General features: G+C 58.2%; 24 protein-coding genes and 1 other annotated feature. Of the genes, 16 read left to right on the top strand and 8 right to left on the bottom strand.

Features of this window, described 5'->3' with window-relative positions; all coding sequences use genetic code 11:
* Positions 1-28: 28 nt before the first annotated feature.
* The 5 genes from AC6I8V_RS13070 to ltnD form a co-directional block, all read right to left on the bottom strand.
* The gene (locus AC6I8V_RS13070) at positions 29-1,378 is read right to left on the bottom strand and encodes a GntP family transporter (RefSeq protein ID WP_497842671.1); all 1,350 of its coding nucleotides are present in this window, start codon (positions 1,376-1,378) and stop codon (positions 29-31) included.
* Between the two features lie 122 nt (positions 1,379-1,500).
* Positions 1,501-2,280: an HPr family phosphocarrier protein gene (locus AC6I8V_RS13075; protein WP_497842672.1), complete on the bottom strand. Its 780-nt coding sequence runs from the start codon at positions 2,278-2,280 to the stop codon at positions 1,501-1,503.
* Entirely contained in the window at positions 2,280-2,906 is a 627-nt protein-coding gene (gene otnC, locus AC6I8V_RS13080; RefSeq protein WP_497842673.1) for a 3-oxo-tetronate 4-phosphate decarboxylase, read from the bottom strand. Before otnC ends, AC6I8V_RS13075 begins: the two co-directional genes overlap by 1 nt.
* Positions 2,903-4,165, bottom strand: a complete 1,263-nt coding sequence (gene otnK, locus AC6I8V_RS13085) for a 3-oxo-tetronate kinase (RefSeq protein ID WP_497842674.1) — start codon at positions 4,163-4,165, stop codon at positions 2,903-2,905. The genes otnC and otnK overlap by 4 nt, the downstream gene beginning before the upstream one ends.
* 2 nt (positions 4,166-4,167) lie before the next feature.
* Positions 4,168-5,076 carry an L-threonate dehydrogenase gene (ltnD, locus tag AC6I8V_RS13090; protein WP_497842675.1) on the bottom strand — a complete coding sequence of 303 codons (909 nt, stop codon included), beginning with the start codon at positions 5,074-5,076 and terminating at the stop codon, positions 4,168-4,170.
* 260 nt (positions 5,077-5,336) lie between these two features.
* Here ltnD and ygbI point away from each other — a divergent pair, with 260 nt between their 5' ends.
* Complete coding sequence (gene ygbI / locus AC6I8V_RS13095) at positions 5,337-6,098, top strand: DNA-binding transcriptional repressor YgbI (RefSeq protein ID WP_497842676.1); 762 nt, start codon at positions 5,337-5,339, stop codon at positions 6,096-6,098.
* Between the two features lie 82 nt (positions 6,099-6,180).
* Here ygbI and AC6I8V_RS13100 read toward each other — a convergent pair whose 3' ends face one another.
* Both AC6I8V_RS13100 and AC6I8V_RS13105 read right to left on the bottom strand, forming a co-directional pair.
* Positions 6,181-7,539: an APC family permease gene (locus AC6I8V_RS13100; RefSeq protein ID WP_497842677.1), complete on the bottom strand. Its 1,359-nt coding sequence runs from the start codon at positions 7,537-7,539 to the stop codon at positions 6,181-6,183.
* A 374-nt stretch (positions 7,540-7,913) separates the two neighbouring features.
* On the bottom strand, positions 7,914-9,332 hold the full coding sequence (locus AC6I8V_RS13105; protein ID WP_497845839.1) for a glutamine synthetase family protein: 1,419 nt from the start codon (positions 9,330-9,332) through the stop codon (positions 7,914-7,916).
* A 207-nt stretch (positions 9,333-9,539) separates the two neighbouring features.
* Here AC6I8V_RS13105 and puuD point away from each other — a divergent pair, with 207 nt between their 5' ends.
* The 3 genes from puuD to AC6I8V_RS13120 are packed head-to-tail and all read left to right on the top strand — an operon-like array spanning position 9,540 to position 12,161.
* Positions 9,540-10,304, top strand: coding sequence for a gamma-glutamyl-gamma-aminobutyrate hydrolase (puuD, locus tag AC6I8V_RS13110; protein WP_497842678.1), 765 nt, complete (start codon positions 9,540-9,542; stop codon positions 10,302-10,304).
* Positions 10,301-10,858 carry an HTH-type transcriptional regulator PuuR gene (puuR, locus tag AC6I8V_RS13115; RefSeq protein WP_497842679.1) on the top strand — a complete coding sequence of 186 codons (558 nt, stop codon included), beginning with the start codon at positions 10,301-10,303 and terminating at the stop codon, positions 10,856-10,858. Before puuD ends, puuR begins: the two co-directional genes overlap by 4 nt.
* Before the next feature lie 25 nt (positions 10,859-10,883).
* Positions 10,884-12,161, top strand: a complete 1,278-nt coding sequence (locus tag AC6I8V_RS13120; RefSeq protein WP_497842680.1) for an NAD(P)/FAD-dependent oxidoreductase — start codon at positions 10,884-10,886, stop codon at positions 12,159-12,161.
* Between the two features lie 32 nt (positions 12,162-12,193).
* On the opposite strand, the gene AC6I8V_RS13125 is transcribed toward AC6I8V_RS13120, so the two are convergent.
* On the bottom strand, positions 12,194-13,021 hold the full coding sequence (locus AC6I8V_RS13125; RefSeq protein ID WP_497842681.1) for an SDR family oxidoreductase: 828 nt from the start codon (positions 13,019-13,021) through the stop codon (positions 12,194-12,196).
* Between the two features lie 182 nt (positions 13,022-13,203).
* On the opposite strand from AC6I8V_RS13125, the gene hisL reads away from it, so the two are divergent.
* From hisL to AC6I8V_RS13185, 12 genes are all read left to right on the top strand, one after another.
* On the top strand, positions 13,204-13,251 hold the full coding sequence (hisL, locus tag AC6I8V_RS13130) for a his operon leader peptide (protein WP_100396937.1): 48 nt from the start codon (positions 13,204-13,206) through the stop codon (positions 13,249-13,251).
* Positions 13,227-13,348, top strand: a sequence feature (His leader region). It overlaps the preceding gene by 25 nt.
* 54 nt (positions 13,349-13,402) lie before the next feature.
* Positions 13,403-14,302: an ATP phosphoribosyltransferase gene (gene hisG, locus AC6I8V_RS13135; RefSeq protein WP_497842682.1), complete on the top strand. Its 900-nt coding sequence runs from the start codon at positions 13,403-13,405 to the stop codon at positions 14,300-14,302.
* Positions 14,303-14,306: 4 nt separating this feature from the next.
* Complete coding sequence (hisD, locus tag AC6I8V_RS13140; protein WP_497842683.1) at positions 14,307-15,614, top strand: histidinol dehydrogenase; 1,308 nt, start codon at positions 14,307-14,309, stop codon at positions 15,612-15,614.
* Positions 15,611-16,687 carry a histidinol-phosphate transaminase gene (hisC, locus tag AC6I8V_RS13145; RefSeq protein ID WP_497842684.1) on the top strand — a complete coding sequence of 359 codons (1,077 nt, stop codon included), beginning with the start codon at positions 15,611-15,613 and terminating at the stop codon, positions 16,685-16,687. The genes hisD and hisC overlap by 4 nt, the downstream gene beginning before the upstream one ends.
* The gene (gene hisB / locus AC6I8V_RS13150) at positions 16,684-17,751 is read left to right on the top strand and encodes a bifunctional histidinol-phosphatase/imidazoleglycerol-phosphate dehydratase HisB (protein ID WP_497842685.1); all 1,068 of its coding nucleotides are present in this window, start codon (positions 16,684-16,686) and stop codon (positions 17,749-17,751) included. Before hisC ends, hisB begins: the two co-directional genes overlap by 4 nt.
* The gene (gene hisH, locus AC6I8V_RS13155; RefSeq protein WP_497842686.1) at positions 17,751-18,341 is read left to right on the top strand and encodes an imidazole glycerol phosphate synthase subunit HisH; all 591 of its coding nucleotides are present in this window, start codon (positions 17,751-17,753) and stop codon (positions 18,339-18,341) included. Before hisB ends, hisH begins: the two co-directional genes overlap by 1 nt.
* Positions 18,341-19,078 (top strand): 1-(5-phosphoribosyl)-5-[(5-phosphoribosylamino)methylideneamino]imidazole-4-carboxamide isomerase, encoded by a 738-nt coding sequence (gene hisA / locus AC6I8V_RS13160; protein ID WP_497842687.1) that lies wholly within the window; start codon positions 18,341-18,343, stop codon positions 19,076-19,078. The genes hisH and hisA overlap by 1 nt, the downstream gene beginning before the upstream one ends.
* Complete coding sequence (gene hisF / locus AC6I8V_RS13165) at positions 19,060-19,836, top strand: imidazole glycerol phosphate synthase subunit HisF (RefSeq protein WP_497842688.1); 777 nt, start codon at positions 19,060-19,062, stop codon at positions 19,834-19,836. Before hisA ends, hisF begins: the two co-directional genes overlap by 19 nt.
* Positions 19,830-20,441, top strand: coding sequence for a bifunctional phosphoribosyl-AMP cyclohydrolase/phosphoribosyl-ATP diphosphatase HisIE (hisIE, locus tag AC6I8V_RS13170; RefSeq protein ID WP_497842689.1), 612 nt, complete (start codon positions 19,830-19,832; stop codon positions 20,439-20,441). The genes hisF and hisIE overlap by 7 nt, the downstream gene beginning before the upstream one ends.
* Before the next feature lie 87 nt (positions 20,442-20,528).
* A complete protein-coding gene (locus tag AC6I8V_RS13175; protein WP_497842690.1) occupies positions 20,529-21,005 on the top strand; it encodes a YbaK/prolyl-tRNA synthetase associated domain-containing protein in 477 nt (158 codons plus the stop codon).
* A 66-nt stretch (positions 21,006-21,071) separates the two neighbouring features.
* The gene (locus AC6I8V_RS13180; protein ID WP_497842691.1) at positions 21,072-21,869 is read left to right on the top strand and encodes an ABC transporter substrate-binding protein; all 798 of its coding nucleotides are present in this window, start codon (positions 21,072-21,074) and stop codon (positions 21,867-21,869) included.
* 119 nt (positions 21,870-21,988) lie between these two features.
* Positions 21,989-23,104 (top strand): succinylglutamate desuccinylase/aspartoacylase family protein, encoded by a 1,116-nt coding sequence (locus AC6I8V_RS13185; RefSeq protein WP_497842692.1) that lies wholly within the window; start codon positions 21,989-21,991, stop codon positions 23,102-23,104.
* Positions 23,105-23,131 lie beyond the last annotated feature (27 nt).

A 23,131-nucleotide genomic window follows, 5' to 3' on the forward strand; every position in this document is an offset into this window, starting at 1 on the left:
GCACAAATGCCGCCCTTGCCCCCGAATGTTACAGTACGGCCCACAGCAGCCAGGTGAGCGCAAAACCGCTCAGACCCATCAGCGTCGTCAGTACCGTCCAGGTCTTCAGACCATCCGCTACCGACAGCCCCAGATAACGCGTCACCACCCAGAACCCCGCATCGTTAACGTGTGACAATCCCAGACCGCCGAAACAGGCCGCCAGCGTGACCAGCACGCGCTGCATATCCGTAACATCCCCTACCGCCTGACTCAGCAGGCCGCTGGTGGTCAGGATAGCTACCGTGGCGGAACCCTGCGAAGCACGCAGCGCCAGCGACAGAATAAACGCGGCAGGCACTAACGGCAGGTGCAGCGTCTCCAGCGTCACCGCCAGCGCTTTACCCACGCCGGATTCCACCAGCACTTTACCGAATGCCCCACCGGCACCCGCCACCAGAATGACGCTGGCCGAGCTGGGAATGGCGCGACCCGTCAGTTCTTCCAGTTTGTCTTTGCTCCAGCCGCGACGTAAGCCCAGCAGCCACGCCGCCAGCGCCAGCGCAATCAGCAGCGCAATCGGCGGGGTACCGATCACCGTCATCACCGAACGCAGCGTGCTGCCTTCCGCCAGCAGGGTATGCGACAGCGTCCCCAGCACGATCAACACAATCGGTACGACAATCAGTCCGGCGATGGTCAGGGCGCCCGGCGGTGAGGCTTCTCTGCTGGTGCCTTCAGGTTTCGCCAGTTGCAGCTGCTCCAGTACCTCCACCGACAGATGGTACTGGCGACGGTTCATCAGTTTTGCCACGAAGTAGCCCACGATCCCCACCGGAATGGCGATCAGGATCCCCAGCAGCATCAGCCAGCCCATATCGGTATGCAGAATACCTGCGGCAGCGGCGGCGCCCGGATGGGTCGGCAACGCGACGTGCACCGTCAGCATTACCCCGGCCATCGGCAGACCAAACTTCAGCGGCGACACCCGCGCCACCTTGGTAAAGCCGTAAATCAGCGGGATCACGATGATAAAGCCCACTTCAAAAAACACCGGAATACCGAGGATAAACGCCGCCATGGTCAGCGCCGCGACGGTACGTTTGATGCCCAGCGATTTACTGAAGCGTTGTGCCAGCGATTCGGCACCGCCAGAGGCTTCAATGACCGCGCCGAGCATCGCTCCCAGCACGATAATTATGGTGATACTTCCCAGCAGGCCACCCATACCGCTGACAATGGTCGTCATGATTTTATCGGTCGGAATGCCGGTAGCAATCGCGACCAGCAGGCTGACGATCAGCAGCGCAACAAACGGATGCACTTTGGCTTTAATCACCAGCAGCAGCAAGATCACGATGCTGGCGACGGCAATGGCTAACAACAACGCGGTTGACATGATAATCCTCTGATTTAATTAGTATAGTTTGGGTACAGTTTCTCTGGTATTGGCAAATACAGGTGATAAAAACCCCGCGCAGGGCGCCAGGCGTCCTGTGTGGGGGGGTGTAACGTTAAGGGTTATTGCGCGTAAGGTGCGAACCAGCCAAGGCCCGCTTCGGTGGTGGTGCGCGGGAAATATTCGCAGCCGATCCAGCCGTCGTAACCGATCTCGTCCAGCAGGCTGAACAGCCACGGATAGTTGATTTCACCTTCATCCGGCTCGTGGCGATGCGGCGCCGAGGCGATCTGGATATGACGATAACGACCGGCATATTCACGGATCAGGTGGCTCAGGTTGCCATCCACCAGCTGCGCATGGAACAGATCCAGCTGGGTGAAGACATTGGGCCGATCGATGCGTTCCATCATCGCCAGCGTCTGGTACTGGCTGGCGTAGAGATAGTTCGGTTTGGTCACCGGATTGAGCGCTTCCAGCAGCAGACGAATGCCGTGCGGTGCGAAACGTTCGGCCGCGTAATGCATATTGCTGACAAAAGTGGCTTCATAAGCCGCACGATCGGCCCCAGCCGGGACAGTGGCGGCCATCACATGCACCTGCGGACAGTTCAGCGCCAGCGCATATTCCAGCGCGCGATCGATATCGGCATGAGCCTCAGCTTCACGCCCCGGAATGGCCGATACGCCCCACTCGCCCGCCGCGACATTGCCCGCTGCGGTGTTAAACAGCACCAGCGCCAGCTGATGTTTCTCCAGCTCGGCCTTCAGCACCTCGGCGGGATAGTCGTACGGAAACAGAAATTCCACCGCACGGAAACCCGCCTTAGCGGCTGCGCCAAAACGTTCCAGAAAGGGAACTTCGTTGAATTGGGTGGATAAATTAGCAGCAAACTTTGGCATCAGTAGTTCCTCAACTCAGCCACTTCATCATCGTTCAGATAACGAATGGCTCGATCGCCCAGGGTAAACATCAGGCGCGCCGTTTCTTCCAGTTCTTCGGTATTATCCGCCGCTTCGCGCAGTGATTTACCCACCACCACCGGCCCGTGGTTCGCCAGCAGGAAGGCACGATAGCGCGACGCCAGCTGTGCCAGATCATCCGCCAGACGTTGATCGCCCGGCTTGTAATACGGCACCACCGGCACATCGCCGACGCGCATGACCACATAGGGGGTAAACGGACGGATGCAATTTTCCTGGTCCAGCCCCTGTAAGCAGGAGAGCGCCGTCAGGTAATGGCTGTGCAGATGGACCACCGCTTTGCATTGCGGATTGTTGAGATAGAGTGCGCGGTGAAAGGCGATCTCTTTCGACGGCTTATCACCGGAGATCCATTCACCCTGCAAGGTCACTTTCGACAGGCGATCGGCCTGCAATTCGCCAAGACAGGAACCAGTTGGCGTGGCCAGCAGATTGCCGTCTTCCAGCAGCAACGACAGGTTGCCAGCGGAACCGGTGGCATAACCACGCTGAAAAAACGAGGCGCCAAGTTGCACCATCTCCAGGCGGGCTTGTTGTTCGGTCATGCTGAAAACTCCGTTTGTGCGCGGGCAAAAAATTGTTCATCGCCAAAGTTGCCCGATTTCAGGGCCAGCGATAGCGGCTGATGGATATCACGCACCCAGGGTACGCCTGGAGAAATGGTCGGCCCGATATGGAATGCCGTGACGCCGAGGCTTTGCGCCACCACGCCTGAGGTTTCCCCACCGGCGACGATAAAGCGCTGCCAGCCGCGTGCTTTCAGCTCACGCGTTACGGCGGCGAACAGCTGCTCCACCGCTTCGCTGCTGCGGGCGGCACCGTACTGCTGCTGAATCGCCTGCAACTGCTGCGCATCGGCGGTGGCGTACAGTAACGGGGCCAGCGCCTGCTGGCTGTTGTCGGCCACCCAGTCGCACAGCTGCTGGGCATAACCGGCCACATCTTCCAGACAACGTTCCACCTGTACTTCAAAAGAGGGGGCGAGCTGACGGTAGGCATTGACCTGGCGATTGGTCATCTGCGAACAGGAACCGGAGATCACCACCGCGCGTTCGCCCTGCGGACGGCCAGCCTGTTCCGCTTCAGTCGCGTCCTGCTGCGCCGTCGCCCAGGCGCGGGCAATCCCGATCGCCAGCCCGGAACCGCCGGTCACCAGACGCATCGCCTTCAGCGCCTCGCCCTGCGTCAGCAGATGCTGCTCGTGCAGCGCGTCCAGTACCACATAGTTGATGCCCTGCGCTTTCAGCGTGTCCAGCTGAGCGCGCACCGCATCCGCGCCCCGATCGAGCAGGCTGGCGTTGATCACCGCGGCCTGCCCCTGCGCCTGACGCGTCATCAGACGCACCAGATTGCTGTCGGTCATCGGCGTAACCGGATGATGGCGCATACCCGATTCCGACAGCAGCTGGTCGGCCACAAACAGGTAGCCCTGATACACGGTGCGACCATTGATCGGCAGCGACGGCGAAATCACCGTCTGGCTTTCGCCCAGCGCTGCCAGCAACGCATCGGTAACCGGGCCGATATTGCCTTCAGCGGTGCTGTCGAAGGTGGAGCAATATTTGAAGTAGAAACGATCGCAGCCCTGCTGTTGCAGCCAGCGCAGCGCCGCCAGCGACTGATCAATCGCCTGCTGTGGCGGGCAGGAGCGCGACTTCAGGCTGATGACAATCGCCTGCGCGCTCAGGTCATCGTGGCTCTCCGGTACGCCGTTGAACTGAATGGTCGGCAGACCGTTCTGCACCAGAAAGCTGGCGATATCGGTGGCGCCGGTAAAGTCGTCGGCAATCACGCCTAAACGCATGGTTACTTCTCCTTTGCCTGCGGCAGGGTGATGCCGCTGAAAATTTTGATCACCGCGCTGTCATCTTCACGCCCGTAACCGGCGTTGCTGGCTTCGGTGAACATGTTGAGCGCGGTGGAGGCCAGCGGCAGCGGGAAATGCAGCGATTTGGCGGTGTCGGCCACCAGGTTGAGATCTTTGACGAAGATATCAACCGCCGATTTCGGCGAATAATCGCCGTCCACTACGTGGCGCATACGGTTTTCAAACATCCATGAATTGCCCGCCGCGTTGGTCACCACGTCATACATGGTCTCCAGCGGGATACCGGCACGCGCGGCCAGCGCCATGGCTTCCGCACCGACGGCGATATGTACGCCCGCCAGCAGCTGGTGCACGATTTTCACCGTCGAACCGAGGCCGATTTCGCTGCCTACGCGATAGACTTTGGCCGCGACCGCGTCCAGTACCGGTTGCAGGCGCGCAAAAGCTTCATCGCTACCGGAGGCCATCACGGTCATATCACCGGTCGCCGCTTTCGCCGCACCGCCGGAGACCGGCGCATCCAGCATCACCAGCTGATGCTGCGCCAGTTGCTGCTCGATAAACTGGGCGTCCTGCGCCGAAATGGTGGAAGAGACCATCACCACGGTGCCCGGCTTGAGCTGCGCCGCCAGGCCGGTTTCGCCAAACAGAATGGCTTTCACCTGCGCCGCGTTGACCACCAGCAGCAGGACGGCATCCAGCTCCGGCGCGAAGGCGGCAGCGGAGGTTTGTGCGTCGCGCGCACCGGCCTGACGCAGGGTCTCCAGCGCCTGTGGATTGAGATCGACACCCCAGGTATTCAGCCCAGCGCGAATACAGGATTGCGCCGCGCCCATGCCCATGGAACCCAGGCCAACTACACAGATATTATTGACGGTTGCTGACACAGCGAACCTCCGTTGTTAATTTAAGTGATTATTTGTTCGTTGCTGTTAATTCTGCCGCAGACCCCGGCGAATAAATGTGCGGCGCATCACATAAATTAACTTATGAGTACCGTCCATAACAGGGATTCACACCAGGGTAAATGCGCTCCATCGCCTGTTATCGGGGCATTTCTGCTGATATTCTGCAAAGATAATTTGTACTGCGCGCTGTGAAGCGATGCTCTACAATGTTAAAAAATGGTAATTTCGGGGAGACTGATGTGATTCCGGTTGAACGTCATCAACAGATTTTAGCGCTGGTTGCCGAGCGCGGTGTGGTGAGTATTGCCGAGCTGACCGAACGGCTGGGGGTGTCTCATATGACTATCCGCCGTGATGTGCAGAAGCTTGAGGAGCAAGGCGCGGTGCTGTCGGTGTCAGGCGGCGTGCGTTCTGCCGATCGGCTGGCGGCGGAACCGTCGCATCAGGTAAAGACCGGCATGTACAGCAGCGAAAAGATGGCGATTGGACAGCTGGCAGCGCGTCACATTCCGCGTAACAGCTGCATCTATCTGGATGCCGGCACCACCACGCTGGCGCTGGCGCGTGAGCTGGTTGAGCGCGAGGATTTGCAGGTGGTAACCAATGATTTTGTTATCGCGCGTCTGCTGATGGAGAGCAGCGGCTGCAAACTGATTCACATTGGCGGCAGCGTCTGTCGCGAAAATCGCTCCAGCGTCGGTGAAGCGGCCGCGCGCAGCTTGCGTCATCTGGCGATTGATATCGCCTTTATCTCCTCCTCCTGCTGGGGACCGCGCGGGTTGTTCACACCGGACGAGGACAAGGTGCCGGTAAAACAGGCAGCGAGCGACGTAAGCAGTAAGCGCGTGCTGCTGAGCGATAGTTCGAAGTACAACAAGATTGCGACCTGGCTGGCGTTGCCGCTGGATCGTTTCGATACCCTGATTACCGATAGCGAGCTGAGTAAAGCCGCGCGTGAGGTGCTGAGTATGGGGAGCTGGGAGTTGCAGATTGCCGAGTAAAACCTGATGCGGCAGGGTCGCCATCAATGGCGACCCTGGGTTGTAGGGTGCGGAATGATCCGCACCGTGCGTTCTTTAAATCTTAAACTTCTTCGCTGTACTGCGGCACCGGATTACGGAAGGTGCGCGTCACAAACGCCAGGTAAATAATACCCACCGCGGCCCAGACCAGACCCAATACCATTGAGGTCTCTTCCAGGTTGATCCACAACGCGCCTACCGTCAGAGCGCCGAGTACCGGCAGCACCAGATAGTGGAAGTGGTCTTTCAGCGTCTTGTTGCGCTTCTCGCGGATCCAGAACTGAGCAATCACCGACAGGTTCACAAAAGTGAACGCCACCAGCGCACCGAAGTTAATCAGCGCGGTTGCCGTCACCAGGTCGAAGTTGATCGCCAGCAGCGCGATGGCACCTACCAGCAGCACGTTCAGCGACGGGGTACGCCACTTCGGATGAACAAAACCGAAGAAACGCTCCGGGAACACGCCATCACGTCCCATCACATACATCAGACGAGAAACGCCTGCATGTGCCGCCATACCGGATGCCAGCACCGTAACCACCGAGAAGATCAGGATGCCAAACTGCAACGCCGGCCCCGCGACAAACAGCATGATTTCTGGCTGTGAGGAGTCCGGATTCTGGAAGCGTGAAATATCCGGGAAGTACAGTTGCAGGAAGTAAGACACCGCAATAAAGATCACACCGCCAATCAGCGCGGTAAGGAAAATCGCGCGCGGGATGGTGCGTTCGGCGTTTTTCGTCTCTTCCGACAGCGAACTGATGCCATCAAAGCCGAGGAACGAGAAGCACAGAATGGTCGCGCCGGTAATCATCGGCACCACATGCGCATCCTGTGACCAGAACGGTTTGGTGCTGGTCAGCGTACCGGCTCCGACACCGTGCGCCACACCGTAGATCACCATGCCGGTAATCCCGATCATCACCACCACCTGCAACACCACAATCAGGCTGTTGAAGTTAGCGACGGTTTTGATGCCACGCAGGTTGGAGAGCGTCATAAAGCCCACCAGCAACACCACAAAGATCCACGACGGAATCCCCGGCACCAGTGTTTCGAAATAGCTTTTCGCCAGCAGGATGTTAATCATCGGCATGAACAGGTAGTCCAGCAGCGATGACCAGCCCACCATAAAGCCGACGTGCGGACTGATGGCCTTCTGTGCATAGGTATAAGCGGAGCCCGCAGATGGGAAGCGGCGTACCAGCTTACCGTAGCTAATAGCAGTGAACAGAATGGCGATCAGCGCGAACGCATACGCAGTGGCGACGTGGCCGTCGGTCAGACCCGATACGATGCCGAAGGTATCAAACAGGGTCATCGGCTGCATATAAGCCAGGCCCATCATGACAACCGGAATCAGCGTCAGGGATTTTTTCAGATGTGCGCGCTGTGGTGCGGCGGAGGTATTAAGCGACATTGTTCAGCCCCCCTACAGCAACAACCTGACTGGGTTGTACCACAGGGAAACTGCGCAAATTGCGACAGGAGGTGGGTTGATAAGCATTTGCGCTAACCGCAGCGCCGTAGTCATCACGAAAGCGAGTACCAGCTTGCGCCGGTGCAGTTGTAAACAGCCCCATCTTTGTATCCTCAAAATCTCACGCACAACGCGTGTTAACAGTATCTATCTATCCGGATGCGTGTCCGGCCTCGGTTTAATTAGCAAAGGAATTACACTGCAAAAAAATAACCGACGCGATAAGCGTCGGCTATGTTTGAATTTTGCAGGGCGCATATTTTGCCTTAATTGACGGCGCCAACACAAGATGTTGCAACAAATCTTCATGCTAATCAGGCATTCTTCAGCATCCAGTCAATCTCCGTGGCGGTGATCAGCCGTTCAAACTGCATCAATTCATACTGTTTGCAGCTGTGCCACACGCCGCTGAAGCGCTCGCCGAGCAGCTTTTGCAGCGGATAGCTGTTCTCAAATTCGTACAGCGCATCGCTCTGACGAATCGGCAGCGCCAGCCCTTCCGCTTCATGGCCGTTGCCTTTCACCGGGTGCGGCAGCGGCAGCTGATTGTCCAGCCCGTGCATAATACCGGCAAGAATGGTTGACACCACCAGATACGGATTTGCATCCGCCCCGGCAACCCGATATTCCACGCGATGGTTATCCATATCGCCGCAGGGAATACGCAGCGCCACGGTGCGATTGTTGTGGCCCCAGGAGGCTTGCAACGGCACAAAGGCATCCGGCAGGAAGCGGCGGTAAGCGTTGACGTTCGGCGCCAGCAACGCCATCGAGGCGGGCATCAAATCAATCATTCCCGCCAGCGCGCGCTTCAGCAGCGGTGAATCGCTGCCGTCGTCGAGAGCGAAAGCGTTGTGATCGGCGGCATCCAGCATACTGATATGCACATGCATACCGCTACCCGCGTACTCCTCATAGGGTTTCGCCATAAAGGTGGCCGTCATGCCGTGATTTTCCGCTACCTGGCGCACCAGACGTTTCAGCTGAATGGCGTGATCGCAGGCTTTTAATACGTCGCGGGTATGGTGCAGGTTGATCTCGAACTGACCCGGCGAGGCTTCCGCCAGCGCGCCATCCGCCGGAATGCCCTGCTGTTTCGCCAGATCGTCGATATCACGCAGCACATCAGCAAAGTGATCCAGATTGTCCACCGAGTAGACCTGGCTTTGCATATTGCGCTCATCGCTACCCGGCGCACACGGCGGCTGGATGTAGCCTTCCGCATCGCGCTTTTTATCCACCAGATAGAACTCCAGCTCTACCGCTACCACCGGAAACAATCCTCGGTTACGCAGCTGTTGCCACAGCTGATTGAGGACATTGCGGGGTTCAACGTCAAAGGGAGTGCCATCTTGGTTGCACATCGTCAGCAGCAGCTGAGCAACACGTTGGGGATCGGCCGCGGAGGGCATTAAAGAATCGGGAACAGGAAAGCAGATGTTATCTGGCTCGCCGAGCGCCTGTCCCAGTCCGGCCTCTTCGACGGTGTTACCCAGAATATCCATGGCGAAAACCGAAGCCGGGAAGTAGCACCCTTTTTCCAGCTTTGCCAGTGCTGAGACGGGAATCCGCTTACCGCGAAATACCCCATTCAGATCGTTCAGAAGAATATCGACATACTGCGTTTCAGGATGGCGTTCCAGCCAGGTTTTCACCTCCAGCTGGAACGCGCTGGTTCGCTTCTCTTCACTATGTCGCGTGAAGTCTTCCACTTCCACGAGGTTCGTCATGATCCCACCCGCCCTTTACCGTTTATCAGGTTCGCGCAATGCTCAAAATAACAGCCACCCTTCTAACATAGCTCCATCGCAAAAAGTGTGCAAATGTAACAAATCTGTTTGAAGATTAGCCAGGCGATTGCTAGATTGACATTATATTGCACACTTTTACGTCAGGTGCGCTTTATCGGCGAAAATATTGAACAGCGGCGCGGAGACGTAATGGGCATTATTTTTGACAAACCCTTGATTGGCGTAGTGATGTGCCAGAACCACATCGGCAGCCATCCAGGCCAGACCGTTCATAACAAGTATCTCGATGCCATCGTGCTCGCCGGTGGTCTGCCCCTGCCTTTGCCGCATCAACTGATGCAGGCCCCTCATCTATTAGAAAACAGTATGACGCTGCTGGATGGCATTTTGCTGACCGGCAGCCCGAGCAACATCGAACCCTGGCATTATGGCGAGGCAGGCGTGGAGCCTTATGCCGATCCGGCGCGCGATCGTCTCGCCTTCGGCCTGATTACCCACGCTATTGGTAAAAAGATGCCGATATTCGGCATTTGTCGGGGTTTACAGGAGCTGGTGGTCGCCAACGGCGGTGCGTTGCACCGTCAGCTGCATCTGACACGGCAGTTCCATGAGCATCGCGAAGATGATTCTCTGCCGCTGGAGCAACAGTATGCCCCGGTCCATCCGGTCACGCCGGAGGCCGGGGGCCTGCTGAGTCAGTTGCTCGGCAGCACGGATGACTTTGCGGTGAATTCGCTGCACCAACAGGGGATCCGTGAACCTGGCCCGCAATTGCGCATCGAGGCGCGCGCAGCCGATGGTCTGATTGAAGCGGTGAGTTTGCGTCAGCACCCGTTTGCCCTGGCTGTCCAGTGGCACCCGGAGTGGCATTCGACCGACGATCCGGTATCGCGCCGGTTGTTCGAGGCTTTTATTCACGCCGCCGTTTGTTATCACAAGGAAAAACGACCATGAACGACGCCACTCTGGCGCCCGGACGACGCTTATCGCAAATCCGCCAGGAGTTGGGACTCTCTCAGCGCCGTGTCGCTGAGTTATCAGGTTTAACCCACAGCGCCATCAGCACCATCGAGCAGGACAAAGTCAGCCCGGCGGTGAGTACCCTGCAAAAACTGCTGAAGGTGTATGGTCTGTCGCTGTCGGAATTTTTCTCAGAACCCAAGCAGGACAACACGCCGCGAGTGATTATTCGCCCTGACGACCGGGTGGAAATCGGCAGCCTTGGCGTGTCGTTGCAGTTAATTGATAACGGAGCGCCGCAGCGGTCGCTGGCAATGCTGCTGGAAAACTATGCGCCCGGTGCCAGCACCGGCGAAAAGCTACGTCATCCCGGTGAAGAGACCGGCACGGTGCTGGAAGGCGAAATCACGCTGGTGGTGAACGGGCAGAGTTTTCATCTGTACGCCGGAGAAAGCTACGTGATCGACACCGGTTTACCGCACAGTTTTACCAATACCTCCGATCAACCCTGTCGGATTGTCAGTGCTCATTCACCGGCAAATTTCTGAGGCCACGCGCATTAAGGAGGTTGTGATGCAACATGTGGGAAGTTATTACGCTGCGACAGTGAACGCGCACGAGCCATGGCCAGGATTACAGGACAGCATTCAGTGCGACGTCTGCATTATTGGTGGCGGCTTTACCGGGTTGTCATCGGCGCTGTTCCTGACCGAAGCCGGTTACGATGTGGTGGTGCTGGAGGCGGCGAAAATTGGCTTTGGCGCCAGCGGTCGCAACGGCGGCCAGGTGGTGAACTCCTACAGCCGTGACGTGGATGTCATTGAGCAGCGTTACGGCAAAGACACCGCCAGTATGCTGGGCAGCATGATGTTCGAAGGGGCGGATATTATCCGCGATCGCATCGATCGTTATGCCATTGCCTGTGATTATCGTCCTGGCGGCATCTTCGCCGCGCTGAACAATCGCCAGATGGGCCATTTACGCAGCCAGAAAGCCAGCTGGGAACGCTATGGCAACCGGGGATTGGAATTGCTGGATGAGCGCGGTATCCGGCGTGAAGTGGCCACCGATCGCTACGTCGGCGGGCTGCTGGATAAGCGCGGCGGGCACCTGCATCCGCTCAATCTGGCGCTGGGTGAAGCAGAGGCGATTCGCCGTCATGGCGGGCGCATCTATGAGCAGACGGCGGCGTTAAAAGTTGAATACGGCACGCCCAATCGGGTTAAAACCGCGCAGGGCGATGTCAGCGCGACCTTTGTGATTTTTGCCGGCAATGCCTACCTGCCCTCGCAGCTGGAACCGCGCCTGAGCCGCAAAAGTATGCCCTGTGGTTCGCAAATTGTGACCACCGAGCCGCTGAGCCGCGACACGGCACTCGGCCTGCTGCCGAACAATCACTGCGTGGAAGATTGTAATTATCTGCTGGATTATTTCCGCCTGACCGCTGATAACCGCCTGCTGTACGGCGGCGGCGTAGTGTATGGCGCGCGCGAGCCGGAAGATATTGAGGCGCTGATCCGACCGAAGCTGCTGCGGACTTTCCCGCAGCTGCGCGATGTGAAGCTAAGTTATCGCTGGAGCGGCAATTTCCTGCTGACGCTGTCGCGGATGCCGCAGTTCGGCCAGCTGGAGAAGAACGTTTACTTTATGCAGGGCGATAGCGGCCACGGCGTCACCTGTACCCATCTGTCCGGCAAACTGATTGCCGAAGTGCTGCGCGGTCAGGCGGAACGGTTCGATGCCTTTGCGAAATTGCCACACCTGCCGTTTCCGGGCGGACGACGGTTTAAGGTGCCACTGACGGCCATGGGCGCGGCCTGGTATGCGTTGCGCGACAGGTTGGGAGTGTAGATCGAGGGTCGCCATCTATGGCGACCCTGGGATTATTCTAACGGCATTTTCATCGGATCGTCGTAGCTGTATTCAAATCCCAGCTCATTACAAATTCGTGCGCCATCAATCACTTTGCCCGCATCGCGCTGCGCTTCAGCGTTAAACTGCGGCGGCGTTAAGCCCAGCTGGCGGGTTACGCTGGGATAAAAGCTGTCGCGCGTCGGATGTTTCGGCGCGCACAGGTTATAAACACGCCCGCCTTTCGGCGTCTGCAACAGCAGCACAATGGCGTCGACCACATCATCCAGATGCACCAGGTTCACCACATGCGACCCCTCGCTAAGATCGGTTTTCCCGGCGAGGAAGCGTCCCGGATGGCGATTCGGCCCCACCAGCCCGGCGAGGCGCACAATATCCACGCTGGTGCCCGGCAGATCGTGCAGCCAGTTTTCCAGCGCCATCAGCGTCTTGCCGGCTACCGTTTCCGGCCGCAACGGGGTGTGCTCTTTCATCACGCCCGGTCCGGCACCGTACACCGAGGTGGAACTGGTGAAGATAATGCGCGGCACTTTATACACCAGCGCGGTATCCACCACGTTCTGCACCGCCTGCATATAGTCTTCACCGCCCTGCACCGTGCGGCTGGCGGGCAAGGTCACCACCAGCGCATCCACCGACATCAGCGTCGCCAGATCGTCCGCTTCACACTCCAGTTCCGGCGTCAGCACCAGCTGGCACGCCTCAATACCACAGCGACGTGCCGCGTCCACGCCGTCCGGCGACGTTTTGCTGCCGGTCACCTGCCAGCCGCGTGCCGTTAGCGCCATCGCCAGCGGCATACCCAGCCATCCCAGCCCCACAATCGCGACCTTTTTCATATCGACTCCTGGCTTTGCTGCTCAAAGACACTTCATCTTAGTGCTGTCGTCGGTGTCAAACCAGCGCAAACTGTTTCGGGGAATTCCGGAAAACCGGGTTAAAAAAAGTCTTGCCAGCCGCCGTTATCTTCGTTAGGTTAATCAGCACGCAAATGAATACCCATTCAGCAACGGAATTTTTTATGACACGCGTTCAGTTCAACCACCATCATCACCATCATCCTGACTAGTCTTTCAGGCGATGAGTGCTGGAAGACGTTTAGGATCTTCCAGTGGTGCGAACGCAAAGAAAGCCCCCGGAAGATCATCTTCCGGGGGTTTTTTTATGGGCTGACGCAACCCAACTGAGTTCAGACAGGATTGAATAAGAGGACAGGAACCATGTTAGATAACACCCGTTTACGCATAGCTATGCAGAAATCTGGCCGTTTAAGCGATGAATCACGCGAATTACTGGCCCGCTGCGGCATTAAAATTAACCTTCAGCAGCAGCGTCTGATTGCGTTTGCGGAGAACATGCCTATCGACATCCTGCGCGTGCGCGATGACGATATCCCTGGCCTGGTGATGGATGGCGTGGTGGATCTCGGTATTGTCGGCGAAAACGTGCTGGAAGAAGAGTTGCTGACACGCCGCTCTCAGGGCGAAGACCCGCGTTACTTCACGCTGCGTCGCCTCGATTTCGGCGGTTGCCGTCTGTCGCTGGCGATGCCGGTGGATGCTGAGTACACCGGTCCACAGTGCCTCGACAAATCCCGTATCGCCACCTCCTATCCTCACCTGCTGAAAAAGTACCTCGATAAACAAGGCGTGGCGTTTAAATCCTGTCTGCTCAATGGTTCCGTTGAAGTGGCACCGCGTGCCGGTCTGGCCGATGCCATCTGTGATCTGGTCTCCACCGGCGCCACGCTGGAAGCCAACGGCCTGCGTGAAGTTGAAGTGATTTACCGCTCCAAAGCGGTGCTGATCCAGCGCGACGGCGAACTGCCAGGTGCCAAGCAGGAGCTGGTCGACAAACTGATGATGCGTATTCAGGGCGTGATCAAAGCGCGTGAGTCCAAGTACATCATGCTGCACGCGCCAAGCGAGCGTCTGGAAGAAGTGATTGCCCTGCTGCCAGGCGCAGAGCGCCCAACCGTGCTGCCGCTGGCCGGTGAAGTGAGCCGTGTGGCGATGCACATGGTGAGCAGCGAAACGCTGTTCTGGGAAACCATGGAAAAACTGAAATCCCTGGGTGCCAGCTCAATTCTGGTGCTGCCAATCGAAAAAATGCTGGAGTGACAGAATGAGCACCCTGATGACACCCATTGACTGGCAGCAGTGCAGCACTGAACAGCAGCAGGCGTTGCTGATGCGCCCGGCGATCTCCGCCTCCGACAGCATCAGCCAGGTAGTGCGCGATGTGCTGGTGCAGGTAAAAGAACGCGGCGATGACGCGCTGCGCGAATTCAGCGCGCGTTTCGATAACGCGCAGGTGGAAAACCTGCGCGTAACCGCAGAACAGATGCAGGCCGCCAGCGACCGTCTTAGCGATACGCTGAAGCAGGCGATGGCCGTGGCGGTTGGTAATATCGAAACCTTCCACAACGCGCAGATTCTGGCGACGGTGGATGTGGAGACCCAGCCGGGCGTGCGCTGCCAGCAGATCACCCGTCCGGTGCAATCGGTTGGCCTGTACATTCCGGGCGGCTCTGCGCCGCTGTTCTCAACGGTACTGATGCTGGCAACCCCGGCGCGTATCGCCGGATGCGGCCGCGTGGTGTTGTGTTCGCCACCGCCGATTGCTGACGAAATTCTCTATGCCGCGCAGCTGTGCGGCGTCAAAGAAGTGTTCCAGGTGGGCGGTGCGCAGGCGATTGCCGCCCTCGCCTTCGGTACCGCCACCGTACCGAAAGTGGACAAGATTTTTGGCCCAGGCAACGCTTATGTTACTGAGGCGAAACGTCAGGTGAGTCAGCGTCTGGACGGTGCCGCCATTGATATGCCTGCCGGTCCGTCAGAAGTGCTGGTGATTGCCGATGCAGGCGCGACCCCGGCTTTCGTCGCCTCTGATTTGCTGTCGCAGGCGGAGCACGGCCCCGATTCTCAGGTGATTCTGCTGACCCCGTCGCTGACGCTGGCTAACGGCGTGGCGGAAGCGGTTGAGCAGCAGCTGGCCCAGCTGCCGCGCGCCGCCACCGCGCGTCAGGCGCTGGAGAGCAGCCGCCTGATTGTGGCGCGCGATCTGGCGCAGTGCGTCGCCATCTCTAACCAGTACGGCCCGGAGCACCTGATTATCCAGACCCGTCAGCCGCGCGAGCTGGTGGATGCCATCACCAGCGCCGGTTCGGTGTTTCTCGGCGACTGGTCGCCGGAGTCCGCGGGCGATTACGCCTCTGGCACCAACCATGTGCTGCCGACCTATGGCTACACCGCCACCTGTTCCAGCCTCGGACTGGCGGATTTTCAGAAGCGTATGACGGTGCAGGAACTGACGCCGCAGGGTTTCCTTAACCTGGCGGCCACCATCGAGACCCTGGCGGCCGCTGAACAGCTGGAAGCCCACAAAAATGCCGTTACCCTGCGAGTTGCAGCCCTGAAGGAGCAAGCATGAGCCTGAATGTTGAAGATCTGGCCCGCGCCAATGTGCGCGCGCTGACGCCGTATCAATCAGCCCGTCGTCTGGGTGGCAATGGTGATGTGTGGCTGAACGCCAATGAATTCCCGCTGCCAGTGCCGTTTGAGCTGTCGCAGCAGACGCTGAACCGCTACCCGGAATGCCAGCCAAAACTGGTGATTGAGCGTTATGCCGGCTACGCGGGCGTCACTCCGGAGCAGGTGCTGGTCAGCCGTGGTGCCGATGAAGGTATCGAACTGGTGATGCGCGCCTTCTGCGAGCCGGGCAAAGATGCGATCCTGTTCTGCCCGCCAACCTATGGCATGTATAGCGTCAGCGCCGAAACCATCGGCATTGAATATCGCACCGTTCCGGCGCTGGAGAACTGGCAGCTCAACCTGCCTGCGATTGCCGACCAGCTCGACGGCGTGAAAGTGGTTTATATGTGCAGCCCGAACAACCCGACGGGCAACCTGATTAACCCGGATGATATCCGCGCCCTGCTGGCGATGACCGCCGGTAAAGCGCTGGTGGTGGCCGATGAAGCCTATATCGAGTTCTGCCCGCAGGCGACGCTGGCAGGCTGGCTGAAGGATTATCCGCATCTGGTGATCCTGCGCACCCTGTCGAAAGCCTTTGCGCTGGCAGGCCTGCGCTGCGGTTTTACCCTGGCGAATAAGCCGGTGATCGACCTGCTGCTGAAAGTGATTGCCCCCTACCCGCTCGCGACGCCGGTAGCCGATGTGGCAGCCCAGGCGCTGAGCGACCAGGGTCTGGCGCTGATGCGTGAGCACGCATTGCAGCTGAATGACAATCGTAGCTGGCTGCTTGAGCAGCTGCCGAAAATCAGCTGTGCGGAAGAGGTGTTCCCGAGCGAAACCAACTACATTCTGGTGCGCTTCACCGATTCGCCGAAAGTATTTAAAACCTTGTGGGATGAAGGCATTATCCTGCGCGACCAGAATAAAAACCCCGGCCTGGCGGGATGCCTGCGCATCTCCATCGGCACCCGTGAAGAGTGCGAGCGCCTGATCGCCGCACTGCAAGCCTTACCAGTGGAGCAAGCATGAGTCAGAAGACCCTTTTTATCGACCGCGATGGCACCATCATCTCTGAACCGCCAACGGATTTTCAGGTGGACCGCATGGAAAAGCTGGCCTTTGAGCCAAACGCGATCCCTGCCCTGCTGGCGCTGCAAAGCGCTGGTTTCCAGCTGGTGATGATCACCAATCAGGATGGCCTGGGTACCGACAGCTTTCCGCAGGCCGATTTTGACGGGCCGCACAACCTGATGATGCAGATCCTGACGTCGCAGGGCATTCGCTTCAGTGACATCCTGATCTGCCCGCACAAGCCGGAAGACAATTGCGACTGCCGCAAGCCGAAAACCAAAATGGTTGAAGCCTGGCTGGCAGAAGGCACGCTCGACGTGGCCAACAGCTACGTGATTGGCGACCGTCTCACCGATATCCAGCTGGCGCAGAATATGGGCATCCAGGGCATCCGCTACGGCGCGGAAGGGGAAGACTGGAACGCCATTCAGCAGCGTCTGACCAAACGCGACCGCTACGCGCTGGTGAATCGCAACACCAAAGAGACGCAGATTAAGGTTGAAGTGTGGCTGGATCGTGAAGGCGGCAGCAAGATTAACACCGGCGTCGGCTTCTTTGATCATATGCTGGACCAGATCGCGGTGCACGGCGGCTTCCGCATGAACATCGACGTAAAAGGCGATCTCTATATTGACGATCACCACACCGTTGAAGACACCGGCCTGGCGCTGGGCGAAGCGCTGCTGAAAGCGCTGGGCGACAAACGCGGCATCGGCCGTTTCGGCTTTGTGTTGCCGATGGATGAGTGCCTGGCGCGCTGTGCGCTGGATATCTCCGGCCGTCCGCACCTCGAATACAAAGCGGAATTCAGCTATCAGCGCGTGGGCGATCTCAGTACCGAGATGGTCGAACACTTCTTCCGTTCACTGTCCTACGCGATGATGAGCACGCTGCACCTGAAAACCAAAGGTCGCAACGACCATCACCGCGTGGAAAGTCTGTTCAAAGCCTTCGGCCGTACGCTGCGTCAGGCGATCCGCGTTGACGGCAACACCCTGCCGAGTTCGAAAGGAGTGCTGTGATGAACGTGGTGATTCTCGACACCGGTTGCGCCAACCTGTCGTCGGTTAAGTGGGCGGTGGAACGCCTCGGCTACACCCCGGAGGTGAGCCGCGATCCTGACGTGGTCCTGCGCGCCGACAAACTGTTCCTGCCCGGTGTCGGCACCGCGCAGGCGGCGATGAACCAGTTGCAGGAACGCGACCTGATTGAGCTGATAAAAGCCTGTACTCAGCCGGTGCTGGGCATTTGCCTCGGTATGCAGCTGCTGGGACGCGGCAGCGACGAGAATGGCGGCGTCGCAACGCTCGGCATTATCGACCAGCCGGTGTCGCTGATGGATACCCAGGGCCTGCCGCTGCCGCATATGGGCTGGAACCAGATCACTTCGCAGGCCGGGAATCACCTGTTCCGCGGCATCGACGACGGCAGCTATTTCTACTTCGTGCACAGCTACGCCATGCCGGTCAACGCCAATACCATCGCCCAGTGCGACTATGGTCAACCGTTCACCGCCGCGCTGCAAAAAGATAACTTCTTCGGCGTGCAGTTCCACCCGGAGCGTTCTGGCAAAGCGGGCGCGCAGCTGCTGAAAAATTTCCTGGAGATGTAATGATTATTCCGGCTTTAGATTTAATCGACGGCAAAGTGGTGCGTCTGCATCAGGGCGATTATGGCCAGCAGCGTGACTATGGCAGCGATCCGCTGCCGCGTTTGCAGGATTACGAACGCCAGGGCGCGCAGGTGCTGCATCTGGTGGATTTGACCGGCGCGAAAGATCCGGCCAAACGTCAGATCCCGCTGTTGCAGACCCTGCTGGCTGGCGTGAAAGTGCCGGTGCAGGTGGGTGGCGGTATCCGCAACCGTGACGACGTCGCGGCACTGCTGGCCGCCGGTGCCAGTCGCGTGGTGGTGGGTTCCACCGCGGTGAAGCAACCGGAAGAGGTGAAAAGCTGGTTCCGCGAGTTTGGCGCGGATGCCATCGTGCTGGCGCTGGATGTGCGTATCGATGCGGATAACCGCAAAGAGGTGGCGATCAGCGGCTGGCAGGAAGCGGCAGGCGTGACGCTGGAAGACGTGATTGGCTGGTATCAGCCGGTGGGGCTGAAACACGTACTGTGCACCGATATTTCGCGCGACGGCACCCTGAGCGGTTCCAACGTGGCGCTGTATCAGGAAGTCTCTGCGGCATTCCCGGACATCGCGTTCCAGTCCTCCGGCGGCATCGGTTCGCTGGATGACATCGCCGCCCTGCGCGGCAGCGGTGCGCAGGGCGTGATTGTTGGTCGCGCGCTGCTGGAGGATAAATTCACGGTTTCGGAGGCGATTGCATGCTGGCAAAACGGATAATTCCCTGTCTCGACGTTCGTGATGGACAGGTGGTGAAAGGGGTTCAGTTCCGCAATCACGAAATCATCGGTGATATCGTGCCGCTGGCGCAACGCTATGCGCAGGAAGGCGCCGATGAGCTGGTGTTCTACGATATCACCGCCTCTTCCGATGGCCGCGTGGTAGATAAAAGCTGGGTTTCGCGCGTGGCGGAAGTGATCGACATCCCCTTCTGCGTGGCGGGCGGCATCCGCAGCGAAGCAGATGCGGCGCGTATTCTGGAGTTCGGTGCAGATAAAATCTCCATCAACTCCCCGGCGCTGGCCGATCCCACGCTGATTACCCGTCTGGCGGATCGCTTTGGCGTGCAATGTATCGTCGTGGGTATCGATACCTGGTTCGACGAAGCGACCGGCAAATATCACGTTAATCAGTACACTGGCGATGAATCCCGTACCCGTGTGACCCAATGGGAAACGCTCGACTGGGTGCAGGAAGTGCAGAAGCTGGGTGCAGGCGAGATCGTGCTGAATATGATGAACCAGGACGGCGTGCGTAATGGCTACGACCTGGTGCAGCTGAAGAAAGTACGTGATGTCTGCAAGGTGCCGTTGATTGCCTCCGGCGGAGCAGGCACCATGGCACACTTCCTCGAAGCCTTTGAGCAGGCCAATGTTGATGGCGCGCTGGCGGCTTCGGTGTTTCATAAACAGATTATTAATATCGGTGAGCTGAAAAGCTTCCTGATTGACAACGGTGTGGAGATTCGCGCGTGTTAACTGCAGAACAACTGGCCCGTCTGGATTGGGTCAAAACCGCGGGCATGATGCCCGTTATCGTCCAGCACAGCGTCTCTGGCGAAGTGCTGATGCACGGTTATATGAATGAGGAAGCATTGCAGAAAACCCTCGCGGACGGCAATGTCACCTTCTTCTCTCGCACCAAAAACCGTCTGTGGACCAAGGGCGAAACATCGGGCCACTTTCTGCAAGTGGTGAGCATTACCCCGGATTGCGACAACGATACGCTGCTGGTGCTGGCGAATCCCATCGGCCCCACCTGCCATCTCGGCACCTCAAGCTGCTTCTCGCCAGCGGCCCCGGACTGGACCTTCCTCTATCAGCTGGAGCAGCTGCTGGCGGAACGCAAACATGCCGACCCGGCCAGTTCCTACACCGCCAAACTGTACGCCAGCGGCACCAAGCGCATCGCGCAGAAAGTGGGTGAAGAAGGCGTAGAGACCGCGCTGGCGGCAACGGTGAATGATCGTTTTGAACTGACTAACGAAGCCTCCGATTTGATCTACCATCTGCTGGTGCTGTTGCAGGATCAGGATCTCGACCTGAGCACCATCATCAACAACCTGCGCGCGCGCCATAAATAACGGATTGCGCCTGATGCTGCTCAGAATCGGCTTTGATAGCGAATTTTGAGCAGCATACTTCTCAGTTGGTTATCAGGAGCCGGCTCTATGAGCACCCATGAAAAACTCCTTGCCCTGCTCAACCAGCATCAGGCGCGCTACCGTCTGATGTCGCACGCGGCCACCGGCAAGTGTGAAGCGGTGGCGGCGATTCGCGGTACCGACGTTGGCCAGGGAGCGAAAGCGCTGGTGTGCCACGTTAAAGGCAATGGCATTAAACAGCATGTGCTGGCAGTGCTGCCTGCCGATCAGCAGGCGGATTTAAGCAAAGTCGCGCAAGCCGTTGGTGGTCGTCGTGCGTCACTCGCCAGTCCGGCGGAGGTGGATGCGCTGACCGGTTGCGTATTCGGCGCCATTCCGCCATTCAGTTTTCATCCCGACTTGCTGCTGGTAGTCGATCCGATGCTGTTTGAGCGCTATGACGAAATTGCTTTCAACGCCGGAATGCTGGAGCAATCGGTGGTGCTAAACATCGAAGATTACAAAACGCTGCATAATGGTAACGTGATGAAAATAATCCAGTAATTGCCATGACGCGCTGGCGGCGGTACTCTGCGTGGTTCCACATCACGACAAAGAAGACCGATTTTTATGGCAAGTTCACGTTTTACTACCCGGCTGCGTCAGACGCTGGCGCTGGCTGTGCTGGCAGGTTGCGCGTTTGGCGCACAGGCGAAAATTGACCAGGTTCGTTTCGCCGTTGACCCGACCTATCCTCCTTTCGAATCCAAAACGCCGCAGGGCAAGCTGGTCGGTTTTGATATCGATCTCGGCAACGCGCTGTGCGAACAGATGAAAACCAAATGTGTGTGGGTGGAAAGCCAGTTCGACGGCATGATCCCGGCACTGAAGGCACGTAAATTCGATGCCATTCTTTCGGATATGGGCATTACCGAAGAACGTCTGAAGCAGATCGACTTCTCCGTCCCCATGTACGACACCCATACACAGTTGATCGCGCGTAAAGGCTCTGGCCTGCTGCCCACTGCGGAGTCGCTGAAAGGCAAAACCGTGGGTGTGGAACAAGGCACCGTGCAGGAACGTTACGCCCGCGCCAAATGGCAGCCGAATGGCGTAAACGTGGTTCCTTATGGCGATCAGGCGCAGGTGGAAAGTGACCTGGTGGCCGGCCGTCTGGACGCGGTGTTCACCGATGCAGCCCAGGCCGCAAATGGCTTCCTGAAGCAGGCGCAGGGTAAAGATTTCGAGCTGGCTGGCCCAATCGTGCAGGACCCGATTATCGGTCCTGGCACCGCCATCGGTCTGCGTAAAGGGGATACCGAGCTGAAAACCGCACTCGATGATGCCTTCAACGAAATCAGAAAGAACGGCACCTTCGACAAGATTCAAAAGAAATACTTCGCGACAGATATCTCCATTCAGCAGTAAATCCGGGGCGGCTTTTGCCGCCCTTCTTTACAATCGCACTATAATAATTGCCAATCGGATAACTCTCGCCGCAGAGCTTCAGCACGCGCTTCGGCAGACAACAGGACATCATCAACCCCATGCAACAACAACATCATCCTCTGTTAAGCGCATCTCTTGGCACACAGCGCGAAATCTTCAGCTTCCACTTCAGCGGCGATGGGCATCAACGTGTGTATATTCAGGCGGCGCTTCATGGTGATGAACTGCCGGGCATGGCCGTGGCGTGGTATCTGAAGCAGAAACTGCTGGAGCTGGAATCCGCCAGGCAACTGAAAGCCTCGTTTACGCTGGTACCGGTCGCCAATCCGCTGGCGCTGGGGCAACACTGGCACGGTACACATCTGGGGCGCTTCCATACTCTCTCCGGCCAGGACTTTAACCGACGCTTTCCGGCGCTGGGTAATACACTCGCTGAGCAACTGGCAGGGTCTCTGACCCAGAGTGAATACGAGAACAAGCGGCTGATTCGCGATGCGATTGATCGCCACTATCGTGGGGTGATTGCCGCGACTGAACTGGAATCGCAGCGTTTCACCCTGATGCGCCTCGCCAGCCAGGCCGATTTGATGATTGACCTGCACTGTGACTGGGATGCCCTGCCGCATCTCTACACCACGCCGCACGCATGGCCCGATATCGAACCACTGGCGCGCTGGCTGGGTAGTGAAGTGCAGCTGCTGGCGCAGGTCTCCGGTGGCGAACCTTTCGATGAAGCCTGCTGCGAGCCGTGGATGACGCTGGCCGAACGTTTCGGCGATGAATATCCGATGCCGCGCGGTCTATTGCCGGTAACCCTGGAACTGCGTGGCGTGGCTGATGTTTCGCCGGAGCAGGCCGAAAAAGATGCGGATGCGATTATCAATGCGTTGATTGAAGGGGGTTATATCGCGGGAGAAGTGGGTGAATCCCCTGCCCTGATCAATCCGGCGACGCAGCTGGCGGGATGCGAATATATTTTTGCACCGCACTCGGGGCTGATTCTTCATCGTCGTAAGGTTGGAGAACGGGTGAAAGCCGGTGAAGTGGTGGCGGAGATTGTTGATCCCGTTACGGACCAGGTGACACCGCTGATGGCCGAATTTGGCGGCGTGCTGTATGCAAGGCATCTGATGAAGTTCGCAACAGCCGGAATGCTGGTGGTGAGACTTGCGGGGGAGAATGCGGGAAGAAGTGGGGAGTTGCTGGTGGGTTAACTCTTCCCACCATTTTGCGCCTGTCAG

Source organism: Pantoea sp. X-Soil-TKNS-1207, assembly GCF_059730485.1.

Excerpts from the sequence above, each read along its gene's own strand:
- AC6I8V_RS13070 (WP_497842671.1), bottom strand. The coding sequence starts at position 1,378 with ATGTCAACCGCGTTGTTGTTAGCCATTGCCGTCGCCAGCATCGTGATC.
- hisB (WP_497842685.1), top strand. The coding sequence starts at position 16,684 with ATGAGTCAGAAGACCCTTTTTATCGACCGCGATGGCACCATCATCTCT.
- hisA (WP_497842687.1), top strand. The coding sequence starts at position 18,341 with ATGATTATTCCGGCTTTAGATTTAATCGACGGCAAAGTGGTGCGTCTG.
- AC6I8V_RS13125 (WP_497842681.1), bottom strand. The coding sequence starts at position 13,021 with ATGAAAAAGGTCGCGATTGTGGGGCTGGGATGGCTGGGTATGCCGCTG.
- AC6I8V_RS13120 (WP_497842680.1), top strand. The coding sequence starts at position 10,884 with ATGCAACATGTGGGAAGTTATTACGCTGCGACAGTGAACGCGCACGAG.
- otnC (WP_497842673.1), bottom strand. The coding sequence starts at position 2,906 with ATGACCGAACAACAAGCCCGCCTGGAGATGGTGCAACTTGGCGCCTCG.
- puuR (WP_497842679.1), top strand. The coding sequence starts at position 10,301 with ATGAACGACGCCACTCTGGCGCCCGGACGACGCTTATCGCAAATCCGC.
- AC6I8V_RS13180 (WP_497842691.1), top strand. The coding sequence starts at position 21,072 with ATGGCAAGTTCACGTTTTACTACCCGGCTGCGTCAGACGCTGGCGCTG.
- AC6I8V_RS13100 (WP_497842677.1), bottom strand. The coding sequence starts at position 7,539 with ATGTCGCTTAATACCTCCGCCGCACCACAGCGCGCACATCTGAAAAAA.
- hisF (WP_497842688.1), top strand. The coding sequence starts at position 19,060 with ATGCTGGCAAAACGGATAATTCCCTGTCTCGACGTTCGTGATGGACAG.
- hisC (WP_497842684.1), top strand. The coding sequence starts at position 15,611 with ATGAGCCTGAATGTTGAAGATCTGGCCCGCGCCAATGTGCGCGCGCTG.
- otnK (WP_497842674.1), bottom strand. The coding sequence starts at position 4,165 with ATGCGTTTAGGCGTGATTGCCGACGACTTTACCGGCGCCACCGATATC.
- AC6I8V_RS13075 (WP_497842672.1), bottom strand. The coding sequence starts at position 2,280 with ATGCCAAAGTTTGCTGCTAATTTATCCACCCAATTCAACGAAGTTCCC.
- puuD (WP_497842678.1), top strand. The coding sequence starts at position 9,540 with ATGGGCATTATTTTTGACAAACCCTTGATTGGCGTAGTGATGTGCCAG.
- AC6I8V_RS13185 (WP_497842692.1), top strand. The coding sequence starts at position 21,989 with ATGCAACAACAACATCATCCTCTGTTAAGCGCATCTCTTGGCACACAG.
- hisH (WP_497842686.1), top strand. The coding sequence starts at position 17,751 with ATGAACGTGGTGATTCTCGACACCGGTTGCGCCAACCTGTCGTCGGTT.
- hisG (WP_497842682.1), top strand. The coding sequence starts at position 13,403 with ATGTTAGATAACACCCGTTTACGCATAGCTATGCAGAAATCTGGCCGT.
- AC6I8V_RS13175 (WP_497842690.1), top strand. The coding sequence starts at position 20,529 with ATGAGCACCCATGAAAAACTCCTTGCCCTGCTCAACCAGCATCAGGCG.
- hisD (WP_497842683.1), top strand. The coding sequence starts at position 14,307 with ATGAGCACCCTGATGACACCCATTGACTGGCAGCAGTGCAGCACTGAA.